Genomic DNA, 18,563 nt, shown 5'->3' with positions numbered 1-18,563 from the left:
CGTGAGTTCGCCGTATCCGGCGAGCCGCCGGGACACGCCTACCGCGTGCGGTCGGTCCCCACGGCAGATTCGACCGTGCGGTAGCAGGTGAAGAGTTGACGTGCTCCGGTCGCTGCGAGGGCGCGCTCGACCCCGCGCGTCGAGGTGACCAGCTTGAAGTCGATCCCCCGATCGAAGACAAGCTTCTTCGCGTCGACGAGGGCGGATGTGGCATCGATGCTGACGAAGTCGATCCGTGACAGATCGACGATGATGAGGTCGCCGGTGGAGAAGCCGTCCGAAGTGACTTCGTCGACCAGATTGCTGAATGCGCAACGGAAGCTTTGCAGCGTACTGAGGTCGAGGTTGGCAGTGAACTCGACGACCAGCGCTGTACCGGGTTGTGTCGCCGTGGACTGCTCGCTCGCCGTCGCCTGGTTGTCCCTTCGAACCCGGGTGCTTGCAGATATCGGAAAACCAGGCACGCCGTGCCTCCATCGGGTTCGAACGGGTCTCCCCGCCTACGTTCGTTTCGCCGCCAGCCCGGCGACGGTCGAAAAGCTGCCTCGAGGATGGCGACAGGCTGTTTGCTCAACCTTCTCCGCTTCTGCCACAGACTTTACGCCGGGCGCCGTGCCGAGCACTTCGTGCGTTTTCGGTATGAACGACCGGCGGAGAAGGTCACCTCTCCGCCTGTTCGCGCAGCCTCGCCAGCGTGTCGGACAGGATGCGGGAAACATGCATCTGGGAGACGCCGATCCGTTCGGCGATCTGTGATTGTGTCTGGTTCCCGAAGAACCGCAGAAGTAGAACCGTGCGTTCTCGATCGGGCAGGTTCTCGAGGAGGACCCGCAGTACCTCGTGATCCTCCACCCCGGCCAGGTCGCTGTCGGCATCGCCCAGCACGTCCGTGAGCGTCAGCCCCGAACCGGCACCGACGGCTCCCGAATCCACGGACAGGGTTCGGTAGCCGTTCGCCGCCTGCAGCCCCTGGAGGACGTCGTCCTCGCTGACACCCAGTTCGACCGCCATCTCCCGAGTGGTCGGGGCGCGCCCCAGGCGCTGAGACAACGTCGATGTCGTCTTGACGACGTCGAGATGCAGTTCCTTCAGCCTCCTCGGAACACGAACCGCCCAGCCGGCGTCCCGGAAATGCCGGCGTACCTCGCCCATGATGGTCGGGACCGCGAATGCGAGAAAGTCGGATCCGCGGTCCACATCGAAGCGATCCACCGCGTTGACGAGGCCGAGGCTGGCCACCTGCATCAGATCGTCGAACGGCTCTCCGCGGCGGTCGAACCGGCGCGCGATGTGCTCGGCCAGTGGTAGGCAACGGGTGATGATGTCCCGGCGCAGGTCTCGACGAATCGGATCGTCCGGGGCCAAGGACCTCAGCGATCGGAACATCGGTCTGACATCGCTGTACTCGTCCGGCCTGTCGGTGACCCGGCGGCTCACGTCATGTCACCGCCGTGAAGGGTGAACGAGATCACGACAGTCGAGGAGCTGCCGTCTCCATTGCCGTGATGTCGGTGCAATTCCAGTTCGTCGGTAAGGGTGCGAAGGACGTGCCAACCGAATCGACGTTCGTACGGCCAGTCGACATCCGACCGGGCGGTCGCGACGCCGGCGGAGAATTGGAAGGTATCGGCGGACAGTCGGAACCGGCAGACGATCTCCGTTTCACGGATTGCGATTCGAAAGAGTGCGCTGCATGCCTCGTCCACGGCGAGCTGCAGATCGGCGATCTGATCGAGGTTCATGTTGCACTGTCCGGCGAGGGCCGCGGACACCCCGCGGATAGGGGCCAGTTGCGAGGCCTCGGCCGGGGTCCGCAGTTCGATGACCGGCCCCAAGTTCTCGGACCGACTCGGACTTGCGTAGGTCTGACTCATGATTCCTCGTTCCGAGCGACCCGACCCGGTGCAGTGGCGGGTGGTTCCATCGGCTTCGACGATTCAGAAGTTCCCACTGCCAGTCGATTCCAAACCTGCGGTAGAGCGGTTCCGAGACCGGATGGGCCGGGAGTTCTGCGACGCGTCCGTCGGCCGTCGGCGCTCATCGCCCGACACCGCCGGCCGCTCGTGGGACCGTGCCCCGCACCACGGCCTCGTAGACGTGTTCGATCTCTGCCGCGACCCGATTCCACGAGTACCGCTGCACGGCCCGATCCCGGCCCGCTTGCCCGAACTCCTCCCGCCGGAACGACTCGGCGAGCAACGAACGTAGTGAGCGCGCGAGGGCGTCGGAATTCCTCGGGGGAACATGGATCCCGGTGACACCGTCGACGACGGTCTCGGTCAGTCCGCCCACAGCGCTGGCGACAACCGGCTTTCCGCACGCCATCGCTTCGAGGGGAACAATCCCGAAGGGTTCGTACCACGGTGAGCACACCACTATGTCGGTGGACCGCAGCAGTTCCGGCATCCGATTGTGGGGAATTCTGCCGGGCATGGCAAGCTGCCCGCGCACACCGAGGTCGCCTGCCAGTTCGAGCAGTCGTCGGCCCTCTTCGTCCTCGTGCACCGGGCCCGTCGCCGGCCCACCCGCGATCACCAACTCGGTGTTCGGCAATGTGGCCAATGCGCGGATGGCGACGTCGAAGCCCTTGCGTCGGACCAGGCGCCCGACCGTGGCGAGGCGAAGGCGCTCCCCGTGGGGCGCACGGGGACCGTCGGGCCGGAACTCGTCGATGTCGACTCCACAGGGCACCACCGCGATCCGTGATCGAGGAATGCCCATTCGAACCAGTTCGAACACTTCGTCCGAGCATGTGGCGACCACCGCATCCACACTCTGTCCGATCTTGCATTCCAGCGAAATTCGCTCCGGTGGGCTCGTGTCGGCGGCTCCCTGATAGCGCCTCTCGACGGTGCCCAATGCATGGAACGTGTGGACGAGGGGGACACCGCAGATGCGGCTGGCAAGCCGCGCTGCCAACCCGGACGTCCAGAAGTGCGAGTGCACCACGTCGAATTCCGACGCAGCGAAGTGGTCACGCAGGCCGCACGCGAATTCCTGCATGTACGGCAGAAGTTCGTCCTTGGGCACTGCCCGAGGCGGGCCGGCCGACACGTGGACAACGGCATATCCGTCCGGCGCGCGAACGTGTTCCGGCGCCGACTCGTCGTCCCGACGAGTGAAGACGACGACCTCGTGGCCGTGCCTGACGAACGTCGCGGACAAGGCGGCCACATGGACGTTCTGTCCGCCCGTGTCCGCTCCGCCCATCGCGACGAGTGGACTCGAGTGGTCCGACACCATCGCGATCTTCATTCGTCGGCCAGCAGCGGGCCGAGCGGCCCCAGGTCGATGTTCAGATCCTCAGGCGTGAGTCCGAAATGCTCACGCAATTCCTCCATCTTCTCTTCGAGCAGCATCAGCGTGGTGCCGATGCGTTCTATCTGCGCATCGGACAGGTCGCCGGCGTCGACACGGCGCAGAGCCTGTCGCTCCATCAGTTGCCGCAGCAACTCGACCAACGTGAGCACCAACGCGACGAGGCCGCGCTCGACGGACTCCGGATCCGAATCGATCCGTTGCCGCAACGACGAGGTTTGCGCGGGCGACGAATCGTCCCCCGTCGGGTGTGTGGCGTCGGTACCGTCCTTCACTGTTCGCTCTCGAGTGTCCGGCCCGGCGGCGGGTTGAGGGCGCTGACCGACGACACCAGCGTTCTCAGCGATATGTGGACCATGTCCACGTCCGCGATGGAGAGAGTGATCTCCCCGGACACCACGACGCCGCCGCCGAGAACACGATCGAGCAAGTCCACCAGCGCGACCCGGCGATCGGGGTACGCGGGGGAGCTCATCGCTCGCCCGATTCGACCGCGGTGAACGAATACGGTGGCCACGGGCCTGTGAGGATGGTCTCGACGTCGTCGATACGGTCGTTGACGGCCTCAACGGCGGAAGCGAATTCGCGTGTCTTCTGATTGTCGACGAGATAGGACGCGTTGAGGATCTCCCACGATTGGCGGGGGGCCAGACTCGGAGGAGAGGGGGGCTGCCTGATGGCGGCAACCGACAGGTCAGCCAGCTCCGCGTAGATTTCGTCGGCATGCATCGCGGCGGTGGACTCCGCGTCTTCCCGCGCCGCGGCCTGCGCCCGCCGGCGCATGAGGTATGCCGTCCCCGAAGGTCGGCCGGTCTCCTGCGACGCTTCTCGCTTCTCGGTCAGCGTGCCGCGATTGCCGTACGCCCTGACACCCCATTCCGTGCGGTCTGCGATCCGTTCCAGCGCCTCGTCGAGTTCGGTTGAGCTCTCACGCAACATGGTGCGCACGCGTTCGTCGTCGTAGTACACCGTCGCCAGGCGCAGGGGCACGGTTGCGCCTCCCGCACAGATGGCGGCAACGACCGCGTCGTGACTGCGTGCGGTTTCCGAGAGCCAGTCGAGATCCTCGAGATTGCGGCGCAGTGCATCCTCGCCGAACTGGTCGAGGGCGACCGACCCGACGACGGCCGCCAAGCCCGAGTCGGCCACGATGCGCAATGGCTCGCCTGCCACGCCCCGAATTCCGGAGATGCCGCCGGGGAAGGAGCCGTCGGTTGTGACCGCGTAGACCCACACGCCCTCATTCGGGGTCATGACGCTGCTCCTCGTCGTCCGCCAACTCGGCCTCCACGGGCTGCTGGGATGAGGTGGTGAGGTCTGCAGCGGCGCGGTTTCGCGATTCCAGTGCCTCGATCCGGTCTCGCAGTCGCTGATTCTCCAACTCGAGGTCGTTGCTGCGTCCGGTGAGCCAGGGATCGTGCTCCCACCAGTCGATTCCGACTTCGCGAGCTGTCTCCAGCGAGGCGATCACCAACCGGAGCTTGATGGTCAGCAGTTCGATGTCGAGCAGGTTGACCCGAATGTCACCCGCGATGACGATGCCCTTGTCCAGGACCCGTTCGAGGATGTCGGCGAGATTCGCCGGTTCGTGTCCGGCGCCGCCGAGGCCCTGGCTGTACGGTTGCGGATATCCGGCTCCGCCGCCGGCCCTCGTCACTGCTCCGCGCCCCTGGACGACCGGCCGCGCGTATATTGACGAATTCTCCTGTAGGAGAGCAGCATTCCATCCAAGTCCAGAACCACGGCATAGATTGCCAGGACATCGGATGACGAAGGAATTCGACGATCCTCGACGACTTCGACCTCGACGGACCATCCTTCGTCGCTAGGCGTGACCGATACGGCTCCGACGGGTGGGCGTCCGGTGAGTTCGGCGATCTGGCGGGATGCTTCGGCGGCGGCCTGAGGTGCCGTCAGATCTTCGCTCGCGCCGGTGTCGGACGGTGCCGCATCTGGATCTCGTGGGCCGGACATGCCTCACTCCGTTCCGCCGCTTGTGCCACGTCCTGTCATCATGGCGACGACTTGCTCCTCGGCTGCCGCGGCTTCCTCGTCGGAGATCTGCCCCGAAGCTCTTGCCTCCTCGATGTTTTCGAGGCGACGTCGAAACGCGGCCGGGCTGTAGAGTTCCTCGTCCACCTGTCGGCGGACGATCTCCGCGATCCACACCACGCCGCGTACCGGCGCCAGCGGAAGTCCGAGGACTGCTGAGAAGATGCCCATGACTTCAGGTTCCGGGGGCTCGTGTCTTCACGAAGTCGTAGGCTGCAAGCGGGCCGAGGACGGTGAGATCGACTCGATCCTGCCAGTCCTGGGTCAAACGCTCGACCGTCTTGTCGAGAGAATCGACGTCGTCCGTGGCGATCAATACGGCTACCGAACCAGCATCCTCGTCGCCCGTCACGTCGCGGACCCGCACGTCCTTCGCCACCTGATCGAGCGCCTCGACCAACTGCTGCGTGTCATGGTCTCGCCTGGTAGACAGTGCCCGGGTGATCCGCTCGCCGAGGGCCAGTCGCGCATCGCGCGTGACTTCTTCCGGTTGGTCTTGAATGATCTCCCGGAGCCGGTCGGCCTCGCCGTCCGCGGAAAGGATCTCGCGCAGGACGGTGTCTTCGACGTATTTGCCCTTCACCACGTATTCGACGAGCCCTTCGAGCTCGTCGAGTGCCTCATGGAACTCGTCCCGGTACGGTTCGAGCAGTTCGGACACCACCGCGTCGGTATCGGTCATCACCGAACCGAACCGGAACGGCAGCACCGGTGCGACCGTGGCAGTGGTGTCGAGAATCCTCGCATGGGTACGCAGATCGTCCGGTGTGCCCAGCTGCGCGTCCGGGTCGACATCGCTGACGAGCGCGGCGATGTCGTCGAACGCGACAGTGTCAAGCGGGGCAGGCGGTGTGCCGATACCGGTCGCGTCTGGTTTCACTTCGACATCCGCCGGCACCAGGCCGTAGACATATACCGCTGTGGCGCGGTCCCCGGGCTCGGATTTCGCGTCTGTCATTGCTCCTCCCTGCCTCCGCGGGATCGTCCTCGTGGCTGCTTCTCGCGGGCCTCCTCGATGCTGCCGAGGAAGTCGGCCACCTTCTCTCCGGCGGCTTCGATCGCGCCTTTGGACTTGGACCGGGCAGCGCCCTGCGTCATGCCCTGCACCATGCCCGGTAGACCCTGCGGTTCGGTGCTGGAGATCTCCAACCGGTTGACCGCCTCGGCGAAACGCAGGTACGTATCGACGCTGGCGACCACGACCCGCGCATCGATGGTGAGGACTTCGATGCCCACCAGAGACACGCGTGCATAGGCGTCGATGACGAGCCCCTTGTCCAGGATTGTGTCGATCACGTCGGCCAGGCTGCCGGAACTCGGTCCTCCACCTGCGCCTCCACCGCCCTGCACGATGGTCATCGGGTTGCCTCCTGCTCCCGGCGTCGCCTCGTCCGCGGCGCCGCCTCCTGTTCGTCGTCACGTTCGTCGTCGGACGGCTGCTCGTCCTCCCACTCGTCATCGGGCGGCTCGTCCGGAGCAGCATCGTCCGCGTCTGCGCGGTCGCGATCCTGCTCGTCTTCCTCTCCTTCCTCGGGTTCCTCTTCTTCCGGTTCCTCGAGTTCTTCCTGCTCTTCCAGTTCCTCGGGCGGCACGACTCGACTGTCGTGGATCTCCCCGTGCCACCCCTCCACGTCGTCCGGGTGCAGCACGGTTTGCAGCATGACGTGACGTTGAAAGTGTTTGAGCTCCAGTCTGATCCGACGGCCTTGAGCCCGCCAGATGTTGCCGGTCTTCTCGAAGAAGCCCTGTGGGTGGTACTCGATGACCACCAGAACCCGAGTCAGGCCGGGTGTGAGTTCGTGGAAGGTGACGGCGCCGTCGAGATAGCCTTTGGCTCCCTTGGACCGCCACACGATGCGTTCGTCGGGAACCTGCTCGAGAATCGTCGACTCCCACGAACGATGCGACCAGAAGACCTGCGCCTTCCACTGCAGTTTCTCGTCCGAGACCTGCTCGACCTGTTGGAGCTTCTTCATGAATCCGGGAAAATCGGTGAACTGTGTCCACTGGTCGTACACAAGATCGATCGGAGCCCCGATGTCGATCTGTTCCACGATGTTGACGAACTTGCGGCCCTTGCCCTTCCCCTTGCCTTTGCCTCCCGTCAGGGTCTCCTTGAGGTCGCGGCCCTTCTCCTTGAGCTTGCCGGTGAGGCTCGACCACCCTGCCTTCATCGCGACCTTTGCCGGAGATTCGCCCTGGGCCAATCCCGTCACCGCGGTCGCGAGTCCCCCTTTGCCACCGCCTTCGGTGAATGCGTCGAGATTCCCCACCGTCGACGCCACTGTGTCGGTCAGCGACTTCACACCCTTCTCGGCGACTGCGCCGGCGAGGTGCTTGAGCGAGTCCTTGAGTAGGTCCGCACCGCCTGTCGACGTCTTTTCTTCCTCGGTCGTGGACACGCCGTTCACCTCCCGGTCCGGCGAACCGGCGCGTCGTCCGACGCGGCAGATCGTGCACTCGTCCGGGTCTTCGATTGGGTCGTCTTCGGTTGGGCGGCCTTCGGTTGGGCGGTTTTGCGAGTTCGGGGCGTGCCACTGCGCGACGCAGTGGATCTCGTCCGAGGCGAAGTGCTTCGGCGCCGGGGTGCCTCGGCATGCTCGGACGTATCGTGCTCGGTGGTGTCCTCGTCCTCCTGATCGCCCGCGGTTTCCTTTTCTCGCGTGCTGCTCTCGTCAGGCTCGGATTCTTCGGTGTCCTCGTGCTCCTCCTCTGGTGCGAGAACGCCCGTCAGTCCTTTGGTCAGGCCCTCGGCCCCTTTGGTCACGCCCTCGGTCGTTTTGGCCAAACCCTCGGTCGTTCCTTCGATCCGATTCGTCAGGGCGTCGATCCGGTTGCTCGCTGCCGCGATCGCGGCGTTCTTGGCGGCGTCGGTCAATTCGCCGCGCACGCTCTCGACGAGCTTCGAGACCTCCCCGGAATCGCCGAGTCGTTTGACGCCCTCGCGGACCAACTCCCGTGAATTGCTCGGAAGCCGACCGGTCGCTCCTGCGCCGGCGAGCATCAGCGCGGCCTTCATCTTGCGCGTACGGCCGAGGAAGTAGCCGGCCGCCACGGCGAGGGCGACGCGCATGCCACCTTTCATGACCGTCCTCTCCTCTGTGGGTGCAGACGGGTCTCCGGTGCCAGGCCGGTCCGGATCGACGCCGACTCACGGGATGGTTAGCCCGCGCGGTGCGGCCGCAAACACGAAATGGCGGAAAAGTCCGGACGGCCGGCAGAAGAATCGCGGGTCGGGAATGAAACGACTCGAGAACGGGTACACGCGGAGCGTGGTGAGGAGGCCGTCATGACCGAACCGGGAGCGTCTCACGGACCGGACGCTGATCGTCGGGACACACCTGATCTCGCGCCGGGCGGGGGCATACCCACTCGGTCGACGCCGCCGGAATCGGGAGGGACCTCCGACGTGTCGGAGCACGAACCGGACACCAGGGGTCATTTCCCCGCGACCGGCGTGGCGACGATGGTGATTGTCGCCGCCATCGTGGTTGTCTTCGTCATCGTCGTCGTGGGGCTCATCCTGATGGCGGCGGGCGTCTGGTAGCCCGCATGACCCGCGGCTGGATCAGCTTTCCGGGTCGGGCGGCGGAGAATCCCAGTACACCAACCCATCCGGACTCAGCCGGGCACCGGCCGCCGGCGCATGCGGCGAGAGATGACCGTCGGGCATGACGTGAAGAACGGACCTGTCGTACCGAAGGACGGCGACGTCGGCGATGAGTCGCCGGTGGCAGCGCCACCACAGGCTCTCGCTGCACATGATCGCTGTCCTGGACCGGGACGATTGCTGAAGCAGCCGTTGGATCGCCTCCTGGAACGCGGCGGTCCGCGTGTGCGCGGCGTAGGCGGCGAACTGCGCGACCCGCCACCATGGATCCTCGACCGAGGCACCGGCAGCCAGACGTCGACGTCCACCCAGTGAAACGTCGTGGCGGTAGTCGATGCCGGCGGCCGGAAGCCATTCCGTCATCGCCGCCAGGTTCATGTCCGGATTGCGTGAGCTTCGCGGGAATCGCCGTACGTCCACGATGGATTCGGCCTCGACCGAACCGAGTAAGGCGACGAATTCCGTGCGCCCCAGGCGGCCGTGACCCACCGTCAGCAGCGACACGGCGATCTCACCTCGCGAACCGCGTGGTCTCGATGGAACGGGTGGCAATTGCTCGCTCCCATCAGATCACCAAGTGTTGCCACACGCGTGGGGAGACGAGCCTGTCGATGGGCCCGTTCGGGCGCTGTTTGACACAATCCCGTTCATGCCGATGATTCAGATCAGTCAGACCCCGGGCCTCACCGCCGAGCAGAAGCGGGCGGTGATCGCCGCGGTGACGACGGCGTATGCCGACGCCGCGGGCAAGGATCCCTCGAAGGTCTGGGTCACCATCACCGAGGTGCCGCGTGAGAATTGGGGCGTCGGCGGCGTACCCCTGGGCTGATCGCGCCGCCCGCTGAAGTTCCTGGCTAGGCCTTGCCGGTGCCGGCGGCAATGCCCTTGTCGAGTTGCACGACCAGCGCCTTGCCGAGCGCGGACAGCTGGGCGACCTGATCGTCGTCGAGGCCCTCGAACACCAGTGCCTGCACTGTGTCGACGTGCCCGGGTGCGGCTTCGACCACCTTGGCCATGCCGTCGTCGGTGAGGACGGCGAAGGCGCCGCGGGTGCCGGCCACCGACTCGCGGCGCACCCATCCGCGCTTCTCGAGCCGCGTGACGACGTGCGACAGGCGCGAGAGCGACGCGTTCGCCTGGCCCGCCAGCTCCGAAAGACGCAGCCGACGATCCGGCGACTCGGACAACACCGCCAGGACGAAGTACTCGAAATGAGTGAGGTCGGAGTCGCGCTGCAGTTGCGTGTCGAGGGCAGCGGGCAGACGCGTGACGAGCGATACGAGCGCCCGCCACGCGTCCTGCTGGGCATCGGTGAGCCACTTGGTGCCGGTGCTGTCCTGCGCGCCCATCGGGTCGATCTCCGATCACTGGATGCCGATTCTCGCCTCCAGGGTGTCAAACCCGGGAGGCGGGGAGTGCGGCGGGGAACAAGTGCCTGGCGGAAGCGTTGAATCACATGTTAACTTGAAGCTTCAACAAAGGAGTTCATGTGAGCGTCATGCCGGCGATCTTCCTCAGCCACGGTGCCCCGCCGTTGGTCGACAGCGAGCGGTGGGTCGCGGAGTTGTCCCAGTGGTCCGCTGACCTGCCCCGTCCGACCGCCATCCTGGTGGTCTCGGCGCACTGGGAGTCGGCGCCGTTGACAATCGGCGCCACCGAGACCGGAACGCCGCTCGTGTACGACTTCGGCGGATTCCCGCGCCGCTTCTACGAGGTCACGTATTCCTCGCCCGGGGCTCCAGACCTCGCCCGGCAGGTGGCCGCGCTCATGCCGGACGACGAACCGGTGTACCAGGACCCGCGCCGCGGCCTCGACCACGGCGCATACGTGCCGCTGACCGTCATGTACCCCGACGCCGACGTGCCGGTCCTGCAGATCTCGATGCCCACCCTCGACCCGCAGCGACTGCTCGAACTCGGGCGTCGCCTCCGCCCGCTGCGCGAGCAGGGCGTGCTCATCATCGGATCGGGATTCACCACGCACGGGCTGCCGTTCCTGCGGGACCCGTCGCCCGACGCGGACGCACCCGGTTGGTCCGCCGAGTTCGACGCGTGGGCCGGGGAGCGTCTTGCGACCGGCGACGTCGAAGGCCTGATCGACTTCCGTACCCAGGCGCCGGGCATGCCCTACGCGCACCCGACGATCGAGCACTTCGCGCCGCTGTTCGTCACGCTGGGCGCGTCCAGTAACCCGGAGCAGGCGGCGAAGCAGGTGATCGACGGATTCTGGCTGGGTCTGGCGAAGCGGTCGATCCAGGTCGACTGACGCCACGCCCCCGTTGGGGACCCGTGGCGGCGGCCGTGATCGGTCCCCCTGGGATGATGGATGTATGCGCGGCGAGTCCACCACCATCCCAGCAGCAACCTCGGCGTCCCCGGACGGGGCGGCCCCACACGATTCGACGACCTCGCGCGAGCAGTTCCGCGCGCTCGCGGTCGAGCATCGCGTGGTCCCCGTCGTCCGCAAGGTGCTCGCGGACGCCGAGACCCCGCTGTCGGCGTACACCAAGCTGGCGGGCAGCCGCCCCGGTACCTTCCTGCTGGAGTCGGCCGAGAACGGCCGATCCTGGTCGCGCTGGTCGTTCATCGGTGCGGGCAGCCCGGCCGCCCTCACCGTCCGCGACGGCGAGGCCGCATGGTTCGGCAACGTCCCGGTGGGCGCCCCGTCCGGCGGTGACCCGCTCGTCGCGCTCGGTCGCACACTCGAACTGCTGCGGTCCGAACGTCTGCCCGGCCTGCCACCGTTGACTGGCGGCATGGTCGGTTTCCTCGGCTACGACGCGGTCCGGCGCATCGAGCGATTGCCCAGCCACGCCGTGGACGACCTGCAGATCCCCGAGATGGTGATGCTCCTGGCGACCGATCTCGCGGCGGTCGACCACCACGAGGGCGCGATCACGCTCATCGCCAACGCGGTCAACTGGGACGGGTCCGACGAACGGGTCGACGCCGCCTACGACGACGCCGTCGCCCGCCTGGACCGGATGACCGACGCGCTCGCCGCGCCCGCGCCGTCGACCGTGTCGACGTTCGCCCGGACCCAGCCCGACTACCGGCGACAGCGCACCACCGAGAGCTTCGGGATGGACGTGCGCCGGCTCATCGGCGAGATCGAGGCCGGTGAGGCGTTCCAGGTGGTGCTGTCGCAGCGCTTCGAAATGGACTGCGCCGCAGAGCCGATCGACGTCTACCGGATGCTGCGGGCGTCGAACCCGAGCCCGTACATGTACCTGGTCCAGGTCCCCGGCGCGGACGGTGAGACTTCCTTCTCGATCGTCGGGTCCAGCCCGGAATCGCTGGTGACCGTGAAGGAGGGCGTCGCGACGACCCATCCGATCGCGGGGACGCGCTGGCGCGGTGCCACCGAGGAGGACGACATCCTGCTCGAGAAGGACCTGCTCGCGGACGAGAAGGAGAACTCCGAGCACCTGATGCTCGTGGACCTCGGGCGCAACGACCTGGGCCGGGTGTGCGAGCCCGGTACCGTGAAGGTGCACGACTACCGGCACATCGAGCGCTACAGCCACGTGATGCACCTGGTCTCGACGGTGACCGGTCGCCTCGCCGAGGGCAAGCACGCTCTCGACGCCGTGAAGGCGTGTTTCCCGGCCGGCACGCTCTCGGGGGCTCCGAAGGTGCGCGCGATGGAGCTGATCGACGAGTTGGAACCGACGCGGCGCGGGATCTACGGCGGCATCGTCGGCTACCTGGACTTCGCCGGCGACGCCGACACCGCGATCGCGATCCGTACGGCGCTGATCAAGGACGGCACCGCGTACGTGCAGGCCGGTGCCGGCGTGGTGGCGGACTCGGACCCCGTCTACGAGGACACCGAGTCCCGGAACAAGGCGATGGCGGTTCTCAGCGCCATCGCGGCGGCGCAGACGCTGCGGCCCTTCGGGGACCGCTCGGAGGTGAACATCGGTGAGTGAGAACAAGACCGGCGGACGTCGCGCGGTCGGGATCGCGGCGCTGCTTCTCGCGGTCGCTGCGGTGTGCCTGTGGGGCTCGTCGCGCATGACGTGGGTGACGGTCACGTCGTCGGACGGACTCGGCGAGGACCGGACCACGAACCTCGACGGTGGCACGTGGGCGGCCGCGACGACGCCGCTGGCGCTCGTCCTCGTGGCCGCGATCGCCGCCGCATTCGCGGTGCGTGGCTGGATGGTCCGGGTGCTCGGGGTGCTCGTTGCCGTCGTCGCAGTCGTCGCCGCGATTCCCGCTATCGGCCTGCTGACCGGTGAGGCGTCGAACGAGCGAGCCGGGGACATCGCCGGATTCGACCGCGTCGGAACCCAGGTGACCGCCGTCGACGTGTCGACGGCACCGGCGCTGCTGGTGTTGTTCGGCTCGGTCGTCGCGCTCGCCGCCGCGATCGTGCTGATCCGCAAACCGACTGCGGCAGGTGGACTCTCGTCGAAGTACGACAGCCCGGCCGCACGCCGGGAGGCCGCGACGAAACGCGGGGCCGACGACGGGAAGGCGGAACCCCCGACGCAGCGCATGCTGTGGGACGCGCTGGACGCCGGGGAGGACCCCACCGTCGAAGGTGCCGGTGACGGTCCGGCCAGCGGCGGGTCGAGCCCGCGGGCGGACGATGTGAGCAAGGACACCGGTCCTGCGGGTACCCGCCCGGAGGGCGAATAACTGCGACCTCTAGGCTGAGTCAAGATCCGATGAGGTTCCTCACATCGGTATTGACATGCCGGAAAGGACTCGAGCCACGATGACCGTTCTCGACTCGATTCTCGACGGGGTGCGCGCCGATGTCGCCGCCCGCGAAGCCGTTCTCGACCTCGCCGCGGTGAAGGCCGCTGCCGCCGCTGCGCCGCCGGCGTTGGATGCGGCAGCCGCGCTGCGCGCTCCGGGTATCGGTGTCATCGCCGAGGTGAAGCGGGCCAGCCCGTCCAAGGGGGCGCTCGCCGATATCCCCGATCCCGCCGTGTTGGCGGCCGCCTACGAGGCCGGGGGTGCGCGGGTGATCAGCGTGCTCACCGAGGAGCGCCGGTTCCACGGCTCGCTCGCCGATCTGGACGCGGTCCGTCGCGCGGTGAACATCCCGATCCTGCGCAAGGACTTCATCGTCGGTCCGTACCAGATTCACGAGGCGCGGGCGCACGGCGCGGACGTCATCCTGCTCATCGTCGCGGCACTCGAGCAGAGCGTGCTGACCTCGCTGCTGGACCGCACCGAGTCGCTGGGCATGACGGCGCTCGTCGAGGTCCACACCGAGGAGGAGGCGGACCGGGCGCTCGAGGCCGGCGCCAGCGTCATCGGCGTGAACGCGCGCAACCTCAAGACCCTCGAGGTCGACATGGACACGTTCGGGAGCATCGCGCCGGGTCTGCCGACCAACATCATCAAGATCGCCGAGTCCGGGGTGCGCGGCACCGCGGACCTGCTCGCCTACGCCGGTGCCGGCGCGGACGCGGTGCTCGTCGGTGAGGGTCTGGTGACCAGCGGTGACCCGCGGGCTGCGGTGGCAGAACTGGTGACCGCGGGCGCGCATCCGTCGTGCCCCAAGCCGGCCCGCTGATCCGTCGCGCCGACGGGGACCCGACCACTCGTTCTCGTCGGCGTTGGGGCAGACTGGAGGGGTGACTTCACGCAATGACGCCCTCGTCTCCAAGGGCGGAAATCTGCCCCCTGCCAGCGCCGGTCTGACGGAGCGGTCCGGTCACGAGCCGGATCCTGGTGGCCACTGGGGGGTTTTCGGCGGACGGCACGTTCCCGAGGCGCTCATGGCGGTCATCGAGGAGGTCACGGCCGAGTACGAGAAGGCGCGCGCCGATGATTCCTTCCTGAACGAACTGGACCGGCTGCAGCGCGACTACACGGGTCGTCCGTCGCCGATCTTCGAGGCGACCCGGTTGCGCGAGCACGCGGGTGGGGCTCGGATCCTGCTCAAGCGAGAAGACCTGAACCACACCGGGTCTCACAAGATCAACAACGTGCTCGGGCAGGTCCTGCTCGCCAAGCGCATGGGTAAGACCCGGATCATCGCCGAGACCGGCGCCGGCCAGCACGGTGTCGCCACGGCGACCGCGTGTGCACTGCTCGGACTCGAATGCATTGTCTACATGGGTGCGGTCGACACCGCCCGGCAGGCGCTCAACGTCGCCCGGATGCGGTTGCTCGGCGCCGAGGTCGTGTCGGTCGAAACGGGTTCGGCCACCCTGAAAGACGCGATCAACGAGGCGCTGCGCGACTGGGTCACCAACGCGGACCGCACCTACTATTGCTTCGGCACCGCCGCCGGACCGCACCCGTTCCCGATGATGGTGCGCGACTTCCAGCGCGTCGTCGGTCTCGAGGCGCGCGCGCAGGTTCTGGCGTCGGACGGGCGTCTGCCCGACGCGGTCGTGGCCTGCGTCGGCGGTGGATCGAACGCGATCGGCATCTTCCACGCGTTCATCGACGATCCGTCGGTCAAGCTGGTCGGATACGAGGCCGCAGGCGACGGTGTCGAGACCGGGCGTCACGCCGCCACCTTCACCGGTGGTACTCCCGGCGCCTTCCAGGGTGCCTACTCGTACCTGCTGCAGGACGAGGACGGACAGACCATCGAGTCGCATTCGATCTCGGCGGGTCTGGACTACCCGGGCGTCGGCCCCGAGCACGCGTACCTCAAGGACACCGGACGGGCGTCGTACGAGCCGATCACCGACACCGAGGCGATGGACGCGCTGCTGCTGCTCTCGCGCGCGGAAGGCATCATCCCGGCGATCGAGTCCGCGCACGCGGTGGCCGGTGCGCTCAAGCTGGGCCACGAACTCGGGGAGGGCGCGATCATCGTCGTGAGCCTGTCCGGTCGCGGCGACAAGGATATGGACACCGCCGCCGAGTGGTTCGGTCTGTTCGACGACAACGCTGCGACTGCTTCGAAGGAAGGTTCGGCCAAGTGAGCCAACGAGATTCACGCCTGGCGCCCACGTTCGCCCAGTGCCGGGAGGAGAACCGCGCGGCCCTCGTCGGTTACCTGCCCGCGGGTTACCCGGACGTGCCGACGTCCATCGACGTGTTCAAGGCGATGGTCGATTCGGGCTGCGACATCATCGAGGTCGGCATCGCCTACTCCGACCCGGTGATGGACGGGCCGACCATCCAGGCGGCCGCCGAGACCGCACTGAGCAACGGTGTGCGGGTCCGCGACGTGTTCACTGTGGTCGAGCAGATCGCGTCGGTCGGCGGTAAGGCCGTCGTGATGACGTACTGGAACCCGGTGCTCAAGTACGGCGTCGACGCCTTCTCCCGCGACCTCGCGTCCGCCGGTGGCCTCGGCATGATCACGCCGAACCTGATCCCGGAGGAGGCCGGCGAGTGGATGGAGGCGTCCGAGCGGCACCACCTCGACCGCATCTTCCTCGTCGCGCCGTCGTCCACCGAGGAGCGGCTGGCGATGACGCTCGACGCCAGCAGCGGCTTCATCTACGCGGCCTCCACGATGGGTGTCACCGGTGCGCGTGACACCGTCTCGTCGATGGCGCCCGAACTCACGGCGCGCATCCGGGCGCACTCGGACATCCCGGTCGGTGTCGGCCTGGGCGTGCGGTCCGGTGCGCAGGCCGCGGAGATCGCGTCCTACGCGGACGCCGTGATCGTCGGCTCGGCGATCGTCTCGGCGGTCGAGCAGGGTCTCGGCGCGGTGCGCGCGCTCACCGCCGAACTCGCGGAGGGCGTGCGCTCGGCTACCGTGGCGCCGTGACTTCGATGGCGACTTCGACGGACCTTCTCGCTTACATCCCGAGCCCACCGCAGGGCGTGTGGTACGTGGGGCCGCTGGCCCTGCGCGCCTACGCGCTGTGCATCATTGCCGGCATCATCGTCGCGATCGTGTGGGGCGACCGTCGCTGGGTCGCCCGGGGCGGCGAGAAGGGCACCGTCCTCGACATCGCGGTCTGGGCGGTGCCGTTCGGTCTGATCGGTGGTCGGCTCTACCACGTAATCACGGACTGGTCGACGTACTTCGGCCCCGGCGGGGTCCCCGTCGACGCGCTCAAGGTGTGGCAGGGCGGCCTGGGAATCTGGGGCGCGGTGGCACTCGGTGGCGTGGGAGCCTGGATCGGTTGCCGCCGACGCGGGATTCCGCTGCCGGCGTTCGCCGATGCCATCGCGCCGGGCATCATCCTGGCCCAGGCGATCGGGCGTCTCGGCAACTGGTTCAACCAGGAACTTTACGGACGCGAGACGACGGTTCCGTGGGGGCTCGAGATCTACGAACGCACCGACTCGGCGGGTCGCGTCGACACCCTCGACGGGGTGTCGAACGGTGTCGTGCAGCAGGTGGTCCACCCCACCTTCCTGTACGAGCTGGTGTGGAACCTGCTCATCGTGGTGCTGCTGGTGGTGGTCGACCGCCGGTTCAAGATCGGCCACGGTCGACTGTTCGCGCTCTACGTCGCCGGATACTGCGCGGGTCGCTTCTGGATCGAACTGATGCGTTCCGACCACGCGACCCATATCCTCGGCATCCGGGTGAACTCGTTCACCTCGGCGATCGTCTTCGTCTGTGCTGTGGCCTACTTCGTCCTGGCCAAGAAGGGGCGCGAGGATCCGGCCGCGCTGAAGCCGCACCAGGGGAGCGGCCAGGAATCGGGGACTGCGCTCGGCTCCGCACCTGCCGACGCCGAAGACGACGAATCCGGACAGTCGGATCGCATCGACGGTGATCAGTCCGCGAAAGAGGGGGAGAAGAAATGACCGATCCGGCCAAGCCGACCGGTGACGAACCGGCGAAGGACACGTCGTCCACGCCGACGCCACCCGAGTTCGGTTCGCCGTTCGACTACGACGCGACCGCGGACGCGTCCATGACCGAGTCGACGTCGGGCACCTCCGCGGTGCCGCCGTCGGGTGGAAACAGCGCCGGCCCGGGCTGGGACACGTTCTCGGGCGTCGGCAACGGCCCGGGTTGGGGGACCGGACCGAGCTATCCGCCGCCGGCCGGCGACCAACACCTGCCTCCGACCGGCCCCGTCTACGGAACGCCGCACCCCGAGTACGGAGCGACGCTCGGGGAGCCCGGGCCGGCCTATCCGACCGGCCCGAGCTATCCGACACCGACCTACCAAGCGGGGTACCAGCAGCCGTACCCGGGCGCCTACGGTGCTTACGGAGATCCGAGCGCGCCGTTCGGGCGCGATCCGGTGACCGGTGAGCCGTTCTCGGAGAAGTCGAAAGTGACCGCCGGGCTGCTGCAGCTCGTGCTGTCGTTCTTCTGGGTTCCCGGCGTCGGTCGCCTCTATGCGGGCAACACCGGACTTGGCTTGATGCAGTTGCTCGGATTCTGGGGATGCTGCCTGCTCGCCCTCGTCCTGCTCCCGCTCACCGCGTTGTTTCTCCCGCTGTTCCTCATCCCCGGACTCGGAGCGCTGGGCATCTGGGTGTGGGCGGTGGTCGACGGCATCATGATCCTGGTCGGCACCGTTCGCGATGGTCAGGGGCGCAAACTCCGAAGCTGACCGCTGGTTCTCCTCGTGCCGCCCGCGTCGTTCTACGGCGCGGGCGGTCCGCATTTTCGCCGTCGCTTCGGGTGGCCTTCGCGCGGTAAACTGACCCGGCCGGGTATGGAACTCGGCAACCT

The 18,563-nt window shown here is 67.3% G+C and carries 26 protein-coding genes; 10 read left to right on the top strand and 16 right to left on the bottom strand.

Translation table 11 applies throughout. The features are described from left to right. Positions 1–38: 38 nt before the first annotated feature. The 14 genes from ACQ5DX_RS11730 to ACQ5DX_RS11665 all read right to left on the bottom strand — a co-directional run bounded on the left by ACQ5DX_RS11730 (position 39) and on the right by ACQ5DX_RS11665 (position 8,455). Positions 39–464: an STAS domain-containing protein gene (locus ACQ5DX_RS11730; protein ID WP_430332780.1), complete on the bottom strand. Its 426-nt coding sequence runs from the start codon at positions 462–464 to the stop codon at positions 39–41. A gap of 196 nt (positions 465–660) precedes the next feature. After that, positions 661–1,386, bottom strand: coding sequence for a SigB/SigF/SigG family RNA polymerase sigma factor (locus ACQ5DX_RS11725; RefSeq protein WP_430332779.1), 726 nt, complete (start codon positions 1,384–1,386; stop codon positions 661–663). A gap of 47 nt (positions 1,387–1,433) precedes the next feature. Beyond that, positions 1,434–1,874, bottom strand: a complete 441-nt coding sequence (locus ACQ5DX_RS11720; protein WP_430332778.1) for an ATP-binding protein — start codon at positions 1,872–1,874, stop codon at positions 1,434–1,436. Positions 1,875–2,037: 163 nt separating this feature from the next. Further along, positions 2,038–3,255, bottom strand: a complete 1,218-nt coding sequence (locus ACQ5DX_RS11715; protein WP_430332777.1) for a glycosyltransferase — start codon at positions 3,253–3,255, stop codon at positions 2,038–2,040. Then, the gene (locus tag ACQ5DX_RS11710) at positions 3,252–3,527 is read right to left on the bottom strand and encodes a gas vesicle protein K (RefSeq protein ID WP_430335633.1); all 276 of its coding nucleotides are present in this window, start codon (positions 3,525–3,527) and stop codon (positions 3,252–3,254) included. The genes ACQ5DX_RS11715 and ACQ5DX_RS11710 overlap by 4 nt, the downstream gene beginning before the upstream one ends. Positions 3,528–3,589: 62 nt before the next feature. After that, positions 3,590–3,793 carry a gas vesicle protein GvpJ gene (gene gvpJ / locus ACQ5DX_RS11705; protein WP_430332776.1) on the bottom strand — a complete coding sequence of 68 codons (204 nt, stop codon included), beginning with the start codon at positions 3,791–3,793 and terminating at the stop codon, positions 3,590–3,592. Then, a complete protein-coding gene (locus ACQ5DX_RS11700; RefSeq protein ID WP_430332775.1) occupies positions 3,790–4,554 on the bottom strand; it encodes a GvpL/GvpF family gas vesicle protein in 765 nt (254 codons plus the stop codon). Before ACQ5DX_RS11700 ends, gvpJ (ACQ5DX_RS11705) begins: the two co-directional genes overlap by 4 nt. A gap of 4 nt (positions 4,555–4,558) precedes the next feature. After that, positions 4,559–4,975, bottom strand: a complete 417-nt coding sequence (locus tag ACQ5DX_RS11695; protein WP_430332774.1) for a gas vesicle protein — start codon at positions 4,973–4,975, stop codon at positions 4,559–4,561. Then, positions 4,972–5,292: a gas vesicle protein gene (locus ACQ5DX_RS11690; protein WP_430332773.1), complete on the bottom strand. Its 321-nt coding sequence runs from the start codon at positions 5,290–5,292 to the stop codon at positions 4,972–4,974. Before ACQ5DX_RS11690 ends, ACQ5DX_RS11695 begins: the two co-directional genes overlap by 4 nt. 3 nt (positions 5,293–5,295) lie before the next feature. Continuing rightward, positions 5,296–5,541: a gas vesicle protein GvpG gene (locus ACQ5DX_RS11685; protein WP_430332772.1), complete on the bottom strand. Its 246-nt coding sequence runs from the start codon at positions 5,539–5,541 to the stop codon at positions 5,296–5,298. Between the two features lie 4 nt (positions 5,542–5,545). Next, positions 5,546–6,328 (bottom strand): GvpL/GvpF family gas vesicle protein, encoded by a 783-nt coding sequence (locus ACQ5DX_RS11680; RefSeq protein ID WP_430332771.1) that lies wholly within the window; start codon positions 6,326–6,328, stop codon positions 5,546–5,548. Further along, a complete protein-coding gene (gene gvpJ, locus ACQ5DX_RS11675) occupies positions 6,325–6,729 on the bottom strand; it encodes a gas vesicle protein GvpJ (protein ID WP_430332770.1) in 405 nt (134 codons plus the stop codon). Before gvpJ (ACQ5DX_RS11675) ends, ACQ5DX_RS11680 begins: the two co-directional genes overlap by 4 nt. Continuing rightward, positions 6,726–7,772 (bottom strand): SRPBCC family protein, encoded by a 1,047-nt coding sequence (locus ACQ5DX_RS11670; protein ID WP_430332769.1) that lies wholly within the window; start codon positions 7,770–7,772, stop codon positions 6,726–6,728. The genes gvpJ (ACQ5DX_RS11675) and ACQ5DX_RS11670 overlap by 4 nt, the downstream gene beginning before the upstream one ends. A 5-nt stretch (positions 7,773–7,777) precedes the next feature. Beyond that, complete coding sequence (locus ACQ5DX_RS11665; protein WP_430332768.1) at positions 7,778–8,455, bottom strand: hypothetical protein; 678 nt, start codon at positions 8,453–8,455, stop codon at positions 7,778–7,780. Positions 8,456–8,563: 108 nt separating this feature from the next. Here ACQ5DX_RS11665 and ACQ5DX_RS11660 point away from each other — a divergent pair, with 108 nt between their 5' ends. Further along, positions 8,564–8,917, top strand: a complete 354-nt coding sequence (locus tag ACQ5DX_RS11660) for a DUF6480 family protein (protein ID WP_430332767.1) — start codon at positions 8,564–8,566, stop codon at positions 8,915–8,917. Between the two features lie 21 nt (positions 8,918–8,938). Here ACQ5DX_RS11660 and ACQ5DX_RS11655 read toward each other — a convergent pair whose 3' ends face one another. After that, positions 8,939–9,484: a DUF488 family protein gene (locus ACQ5DX_RS11655; RefSeq protein WP_430332766.1), complete on the bottom strand. Its 546-nt coding sequence runs from the start codon at positions 9,482–9,484 to the stop codon at positions 8,939–8,941. 145 nt (positions 9,485–9,629) lie between these two features. Here ACQ5DX_RS11655 and ACQ5DX_RS11650 point away from each other — a divergent pair, with 145 nt between their 5' ends. After that, positions 9,630–9,809 (top strand): tautomerase family protein, encoded by a 180-nt coding sequence (locus ACQ5DX_RS11650; RefSeq protein ID WP_430332765.1) that lies wholly within the window; start codon positions 9,630–9,632, stop codon positions 9,807–9,809. 25 nt (positions 9,810–9,834) lie between these two features. Here ACQ5DX_RS11650 and ACQ5DX_RS11645 read toward each other — a convergent pair whose 3' ends face one another. Continuing rightward, positions 9,835–10,329 carry a MarR family winged helix-turn-helix transcriptional regulator gene (locus ACQ5DX_RS11645; RefSeq protein WP_430332764.1) on the bottom strand — a complete coding sequence of 165 codons (495 nt, stop codon included), beginning with the start codon at positions 10,327–10,329 and terminating at the stop codon, positions 9,835–9,837. A gap of 149 nt (positions 10,330–10,478) precedes the next feature. Between ACQ5DX_RS11645 and ACQ5DX_RS11640 the strand changes: the two genes are divergently transcribed. The 8 genes from ACQ5DX_RS11640 to ACQ5DX_RS11605 all read left to right on the top strand — a co-directional run bounded on the left by ACQ5DX_RS11640 (position 10,479) and on the right by ACQ5DX_RS11605 (position 18,441). After that, positions 10,479–11,246, top strand: a complete 768-nt coding sequence (locus ACQ5DX_RS11640; RefSeq protein ID WP_430335632.1) for a dioxygenase family protein — start codon at positions 10,479–10,481, stop codon at positions 11,244–11,246. Between the two features lie 64 nt (positions 11,247–11,310). Beyond that, positions 11,311–12,912, top strand: coding sequence for an anthranilate synthase component I (locus tag ACQ5DX_RS11635; RefSeq protein ID WP_430332763.1), 1,602 nt, complete (start codon positions 11,311–11,313; stop codon positions 12,910–12,912). Further along, positions 12,905–13,627 (top strand): TIGR02234 family membrane protein, encoded by a 723-nt coding sequence (locus ACQ5DX_RS11630; RefSeq protein ID WP_430332762.1) that lies wholly within the window; start codon positions 12,905–12,907, stop codon positions 13,625–13,627. The genes ACQ5DX_RS11635 and ACQ5DX_RS11630 overlap by 8 nt, the downstream gene beginning before the upstream one ends. A gap of 79 nt (positions 13,628–13,706) precedes the next feature. Continuing rightward, the gene (trpC, locus tag ACQ5DX_RS11625) at positions 13,707–14,516 is read left to right on the top strand and encodes an indole-3-glycerol phosphate synthase TrpC (protein WP_430332761.1); all 810 of its coding nucleotides are present in this window, start codon (positions 13,707–13,709) and stop codon (positions 14,514–14,516) included. Positions 14,517–14,577: 61 nt separating this feature from the next. Beyond that, the gene (gene trpB, locus ACQ5DX_RS11620; RefSeq protein WP_430332760.1) at positions 14,578–15,885 is read left to right on the top strand and encodes a tryptophan synthase subunit beta; all 1,308 of its coding nucleotides are present in this window, start codon (positions 14,578–14,580) and stop codon (positions 15,883–15,885) included. Continuing rightward, positions 15,882–16,685 carry a tryptophan synthase subunit alpha gene (gene trpA, locus ACQ5DX_RS11615; protein ID WP_430332759.1) on the top strand — a complete coding sequence of 268 codons (804 nt, stop codon included), beginning with the start codon at positions 15,882–15,884 and terminating at the stop codon, positions 16,683–16,685. Before trpB ends, trpA begins: the two co-directional genes overlap by 4 nt. Positions 16,686–16,690: 5 nt before the next feature. Further along, complete coding sequence (gene lgt, locus ACQ5DX_RS11610; RefSeq protein ID WP_430332758.1) at positions 16,691–17,680, top strand: prolipoprotein diacylglyceryl transferase; 990 nt, start codon at positions 16,691–16,693, stop codon at positions 17,678–17,680. Beyond that, positions 17,677–18,441 carry an NINE protein gene (locus ACQ5DX_RS11605; RefSeq protein WP_430332757.1) on the top strand — a complete coding sequence of 255 codons (765 nt, stop codon included), beginning with the start codon at positions 17,677–17,679 and terminating at the stop codon, positions 18,439–18,441. Before lgt ends, ACQ5DX_RS11605 begins: the two co-directional genes overlap by 4 nt. The last annotated feature ends 122 nt before the right edge of the window (positions 18,442–18,563 follow it).

The sequence above is a fragment of the Rhodococcus sp. ACT016 genome (genome assembly GCF_050477185.1).
Classification (GTDB): Bacteria; Actinomycetota; Actinomycetes; order Mycobacteriales; family Mycobacteriaceae; genus Prescottella.
The sequence above is the reverse complement of the archived record's forward strand: the minus strand, read 5'-3'. Positions and strand labels throughout refer to the sequence as shown.

Bases quoted from the DNA above. Each gene is read 5' to 3' on its own strand.
- ACQ5DX_RS11680 (WP_430332771.1), bottom strand. From the start codon at position 6,328: ATGACAGACGCGAAATCCGAGCCCGGGGACCGCGCCACAGCGGTATAT.
- trpC (WP_430332761.1), top strand. From the start codon at position 13,707: ATGACCGTTCTCGACTCGATTCTCGACGGGGTGCGCGCCGATGTCGCC.
- ACQ5DX_RS11720 (WP_430332778.1), bottom strand. From the start codon at position 1,874: ATGAGTCAGACCTACGCAAGTCCGAGTCGGTCCGAGAACTTGGGGCCG.
- ACQ5DX_RS11685 (WP_430332772.1), bottom strand. From the start codon at position 5,541: ATGGGCATCTTCTCAGCAGTCCTCGGACTTCCGCTGGCGCCGGTACGC.
- ACQ5DX_RS11665 (WP_430332768.1), bottom strand. From the start codon at position 8,455: ATGAAAGGTGGCATGCGCGTCGCCCTCGCCGTGGCGGCCGGCTACTTC.
- gvpJ (WP_430332770.1), bottom strand. From the start codon at position 6,729: ATGACCATCGTGCAGGGCGGTGGAGGCGCAGGTGGAGGACCGAGTTCC.
- ACQ5DX_RS11605 (WP_430332757.1), top strand. From the start codon at position 17,677: ATGACCGATCCGGCCAAGCCGACCGGTGACGAACCGGCGAAGGACACG.
- gvpJ (WP_430332776.1), bottom strand. From the start codon at position 3,793: ATGAGCTCCCCCGCGTACCCCGATCGCCGGGTCGCGCTGGTGGACTTG.
- ACQ5DX_RS11640 (WP_430335632.1), top strand. From the start codon at position 10,479: ATGCCGGCGATCTTCCTCAGCCACGGTGCCCCGCCGTTGGTCGACAGC.
- ACQ5DX_RS11645 (WP_430332764.1), bottom strand. From the start codon at position 10,329: ATGGGCGCGCAGGACAGCACCGGCACCAAGTGGCTCACCGATGCCCAG.
- ACQ5DX_RS11725 (WP_430332779.1), bottom strand. From the start codon at position 1,386: ATGTTCCGATCGCTGAGGTCCTTGGCCCCGGACGATCCGATTCGTCGA.
- ACQ5DX_RS11650 (WP_430332765.1), top strand. From the start codon at position 9,630: ATGCCGATGATTCAGATCAGTCAGACCCCGGGCCTCACCGCCGAGCAG.
- ACQ5DX_RS11635 (WP_430332763.1), top strand. From the start codon at position 11,311: ATGCGCGGCGAGTCCACCACCATCCCAGCAGCAACCTCGGCGTCCCCG.
- ACQ5DX_RS11715 (WP_430332777.1), bottom strand. From the start codon at position 3,255: ATGAAGATCGCGATGGTGTCGGACCACTCGAGTCCACTCGTCGCGATG.
- lgt (WP_430332758.1), top strand. From the start codon at position 16,691: ATGGCGACTTCGACGGACCTTCTCGCTTACATCCCGAGCCCACCGCAG.
- ACQ5DX_RS11660 (WP_430332767.1), top strand. From the start codon at position 8,564: ATGGCGGAAAAGTCCGGACGGCCGGCAGAAGAATCGCGGGTCGGGAAT.
- ACQ5DX_RS11690 (WP_430332773.1), bottom strand. From the start codon at position 5,292: ATGTCCGGCCCACGAGATCCAGATGCGGCACCGTCCGACACCGGCGCG.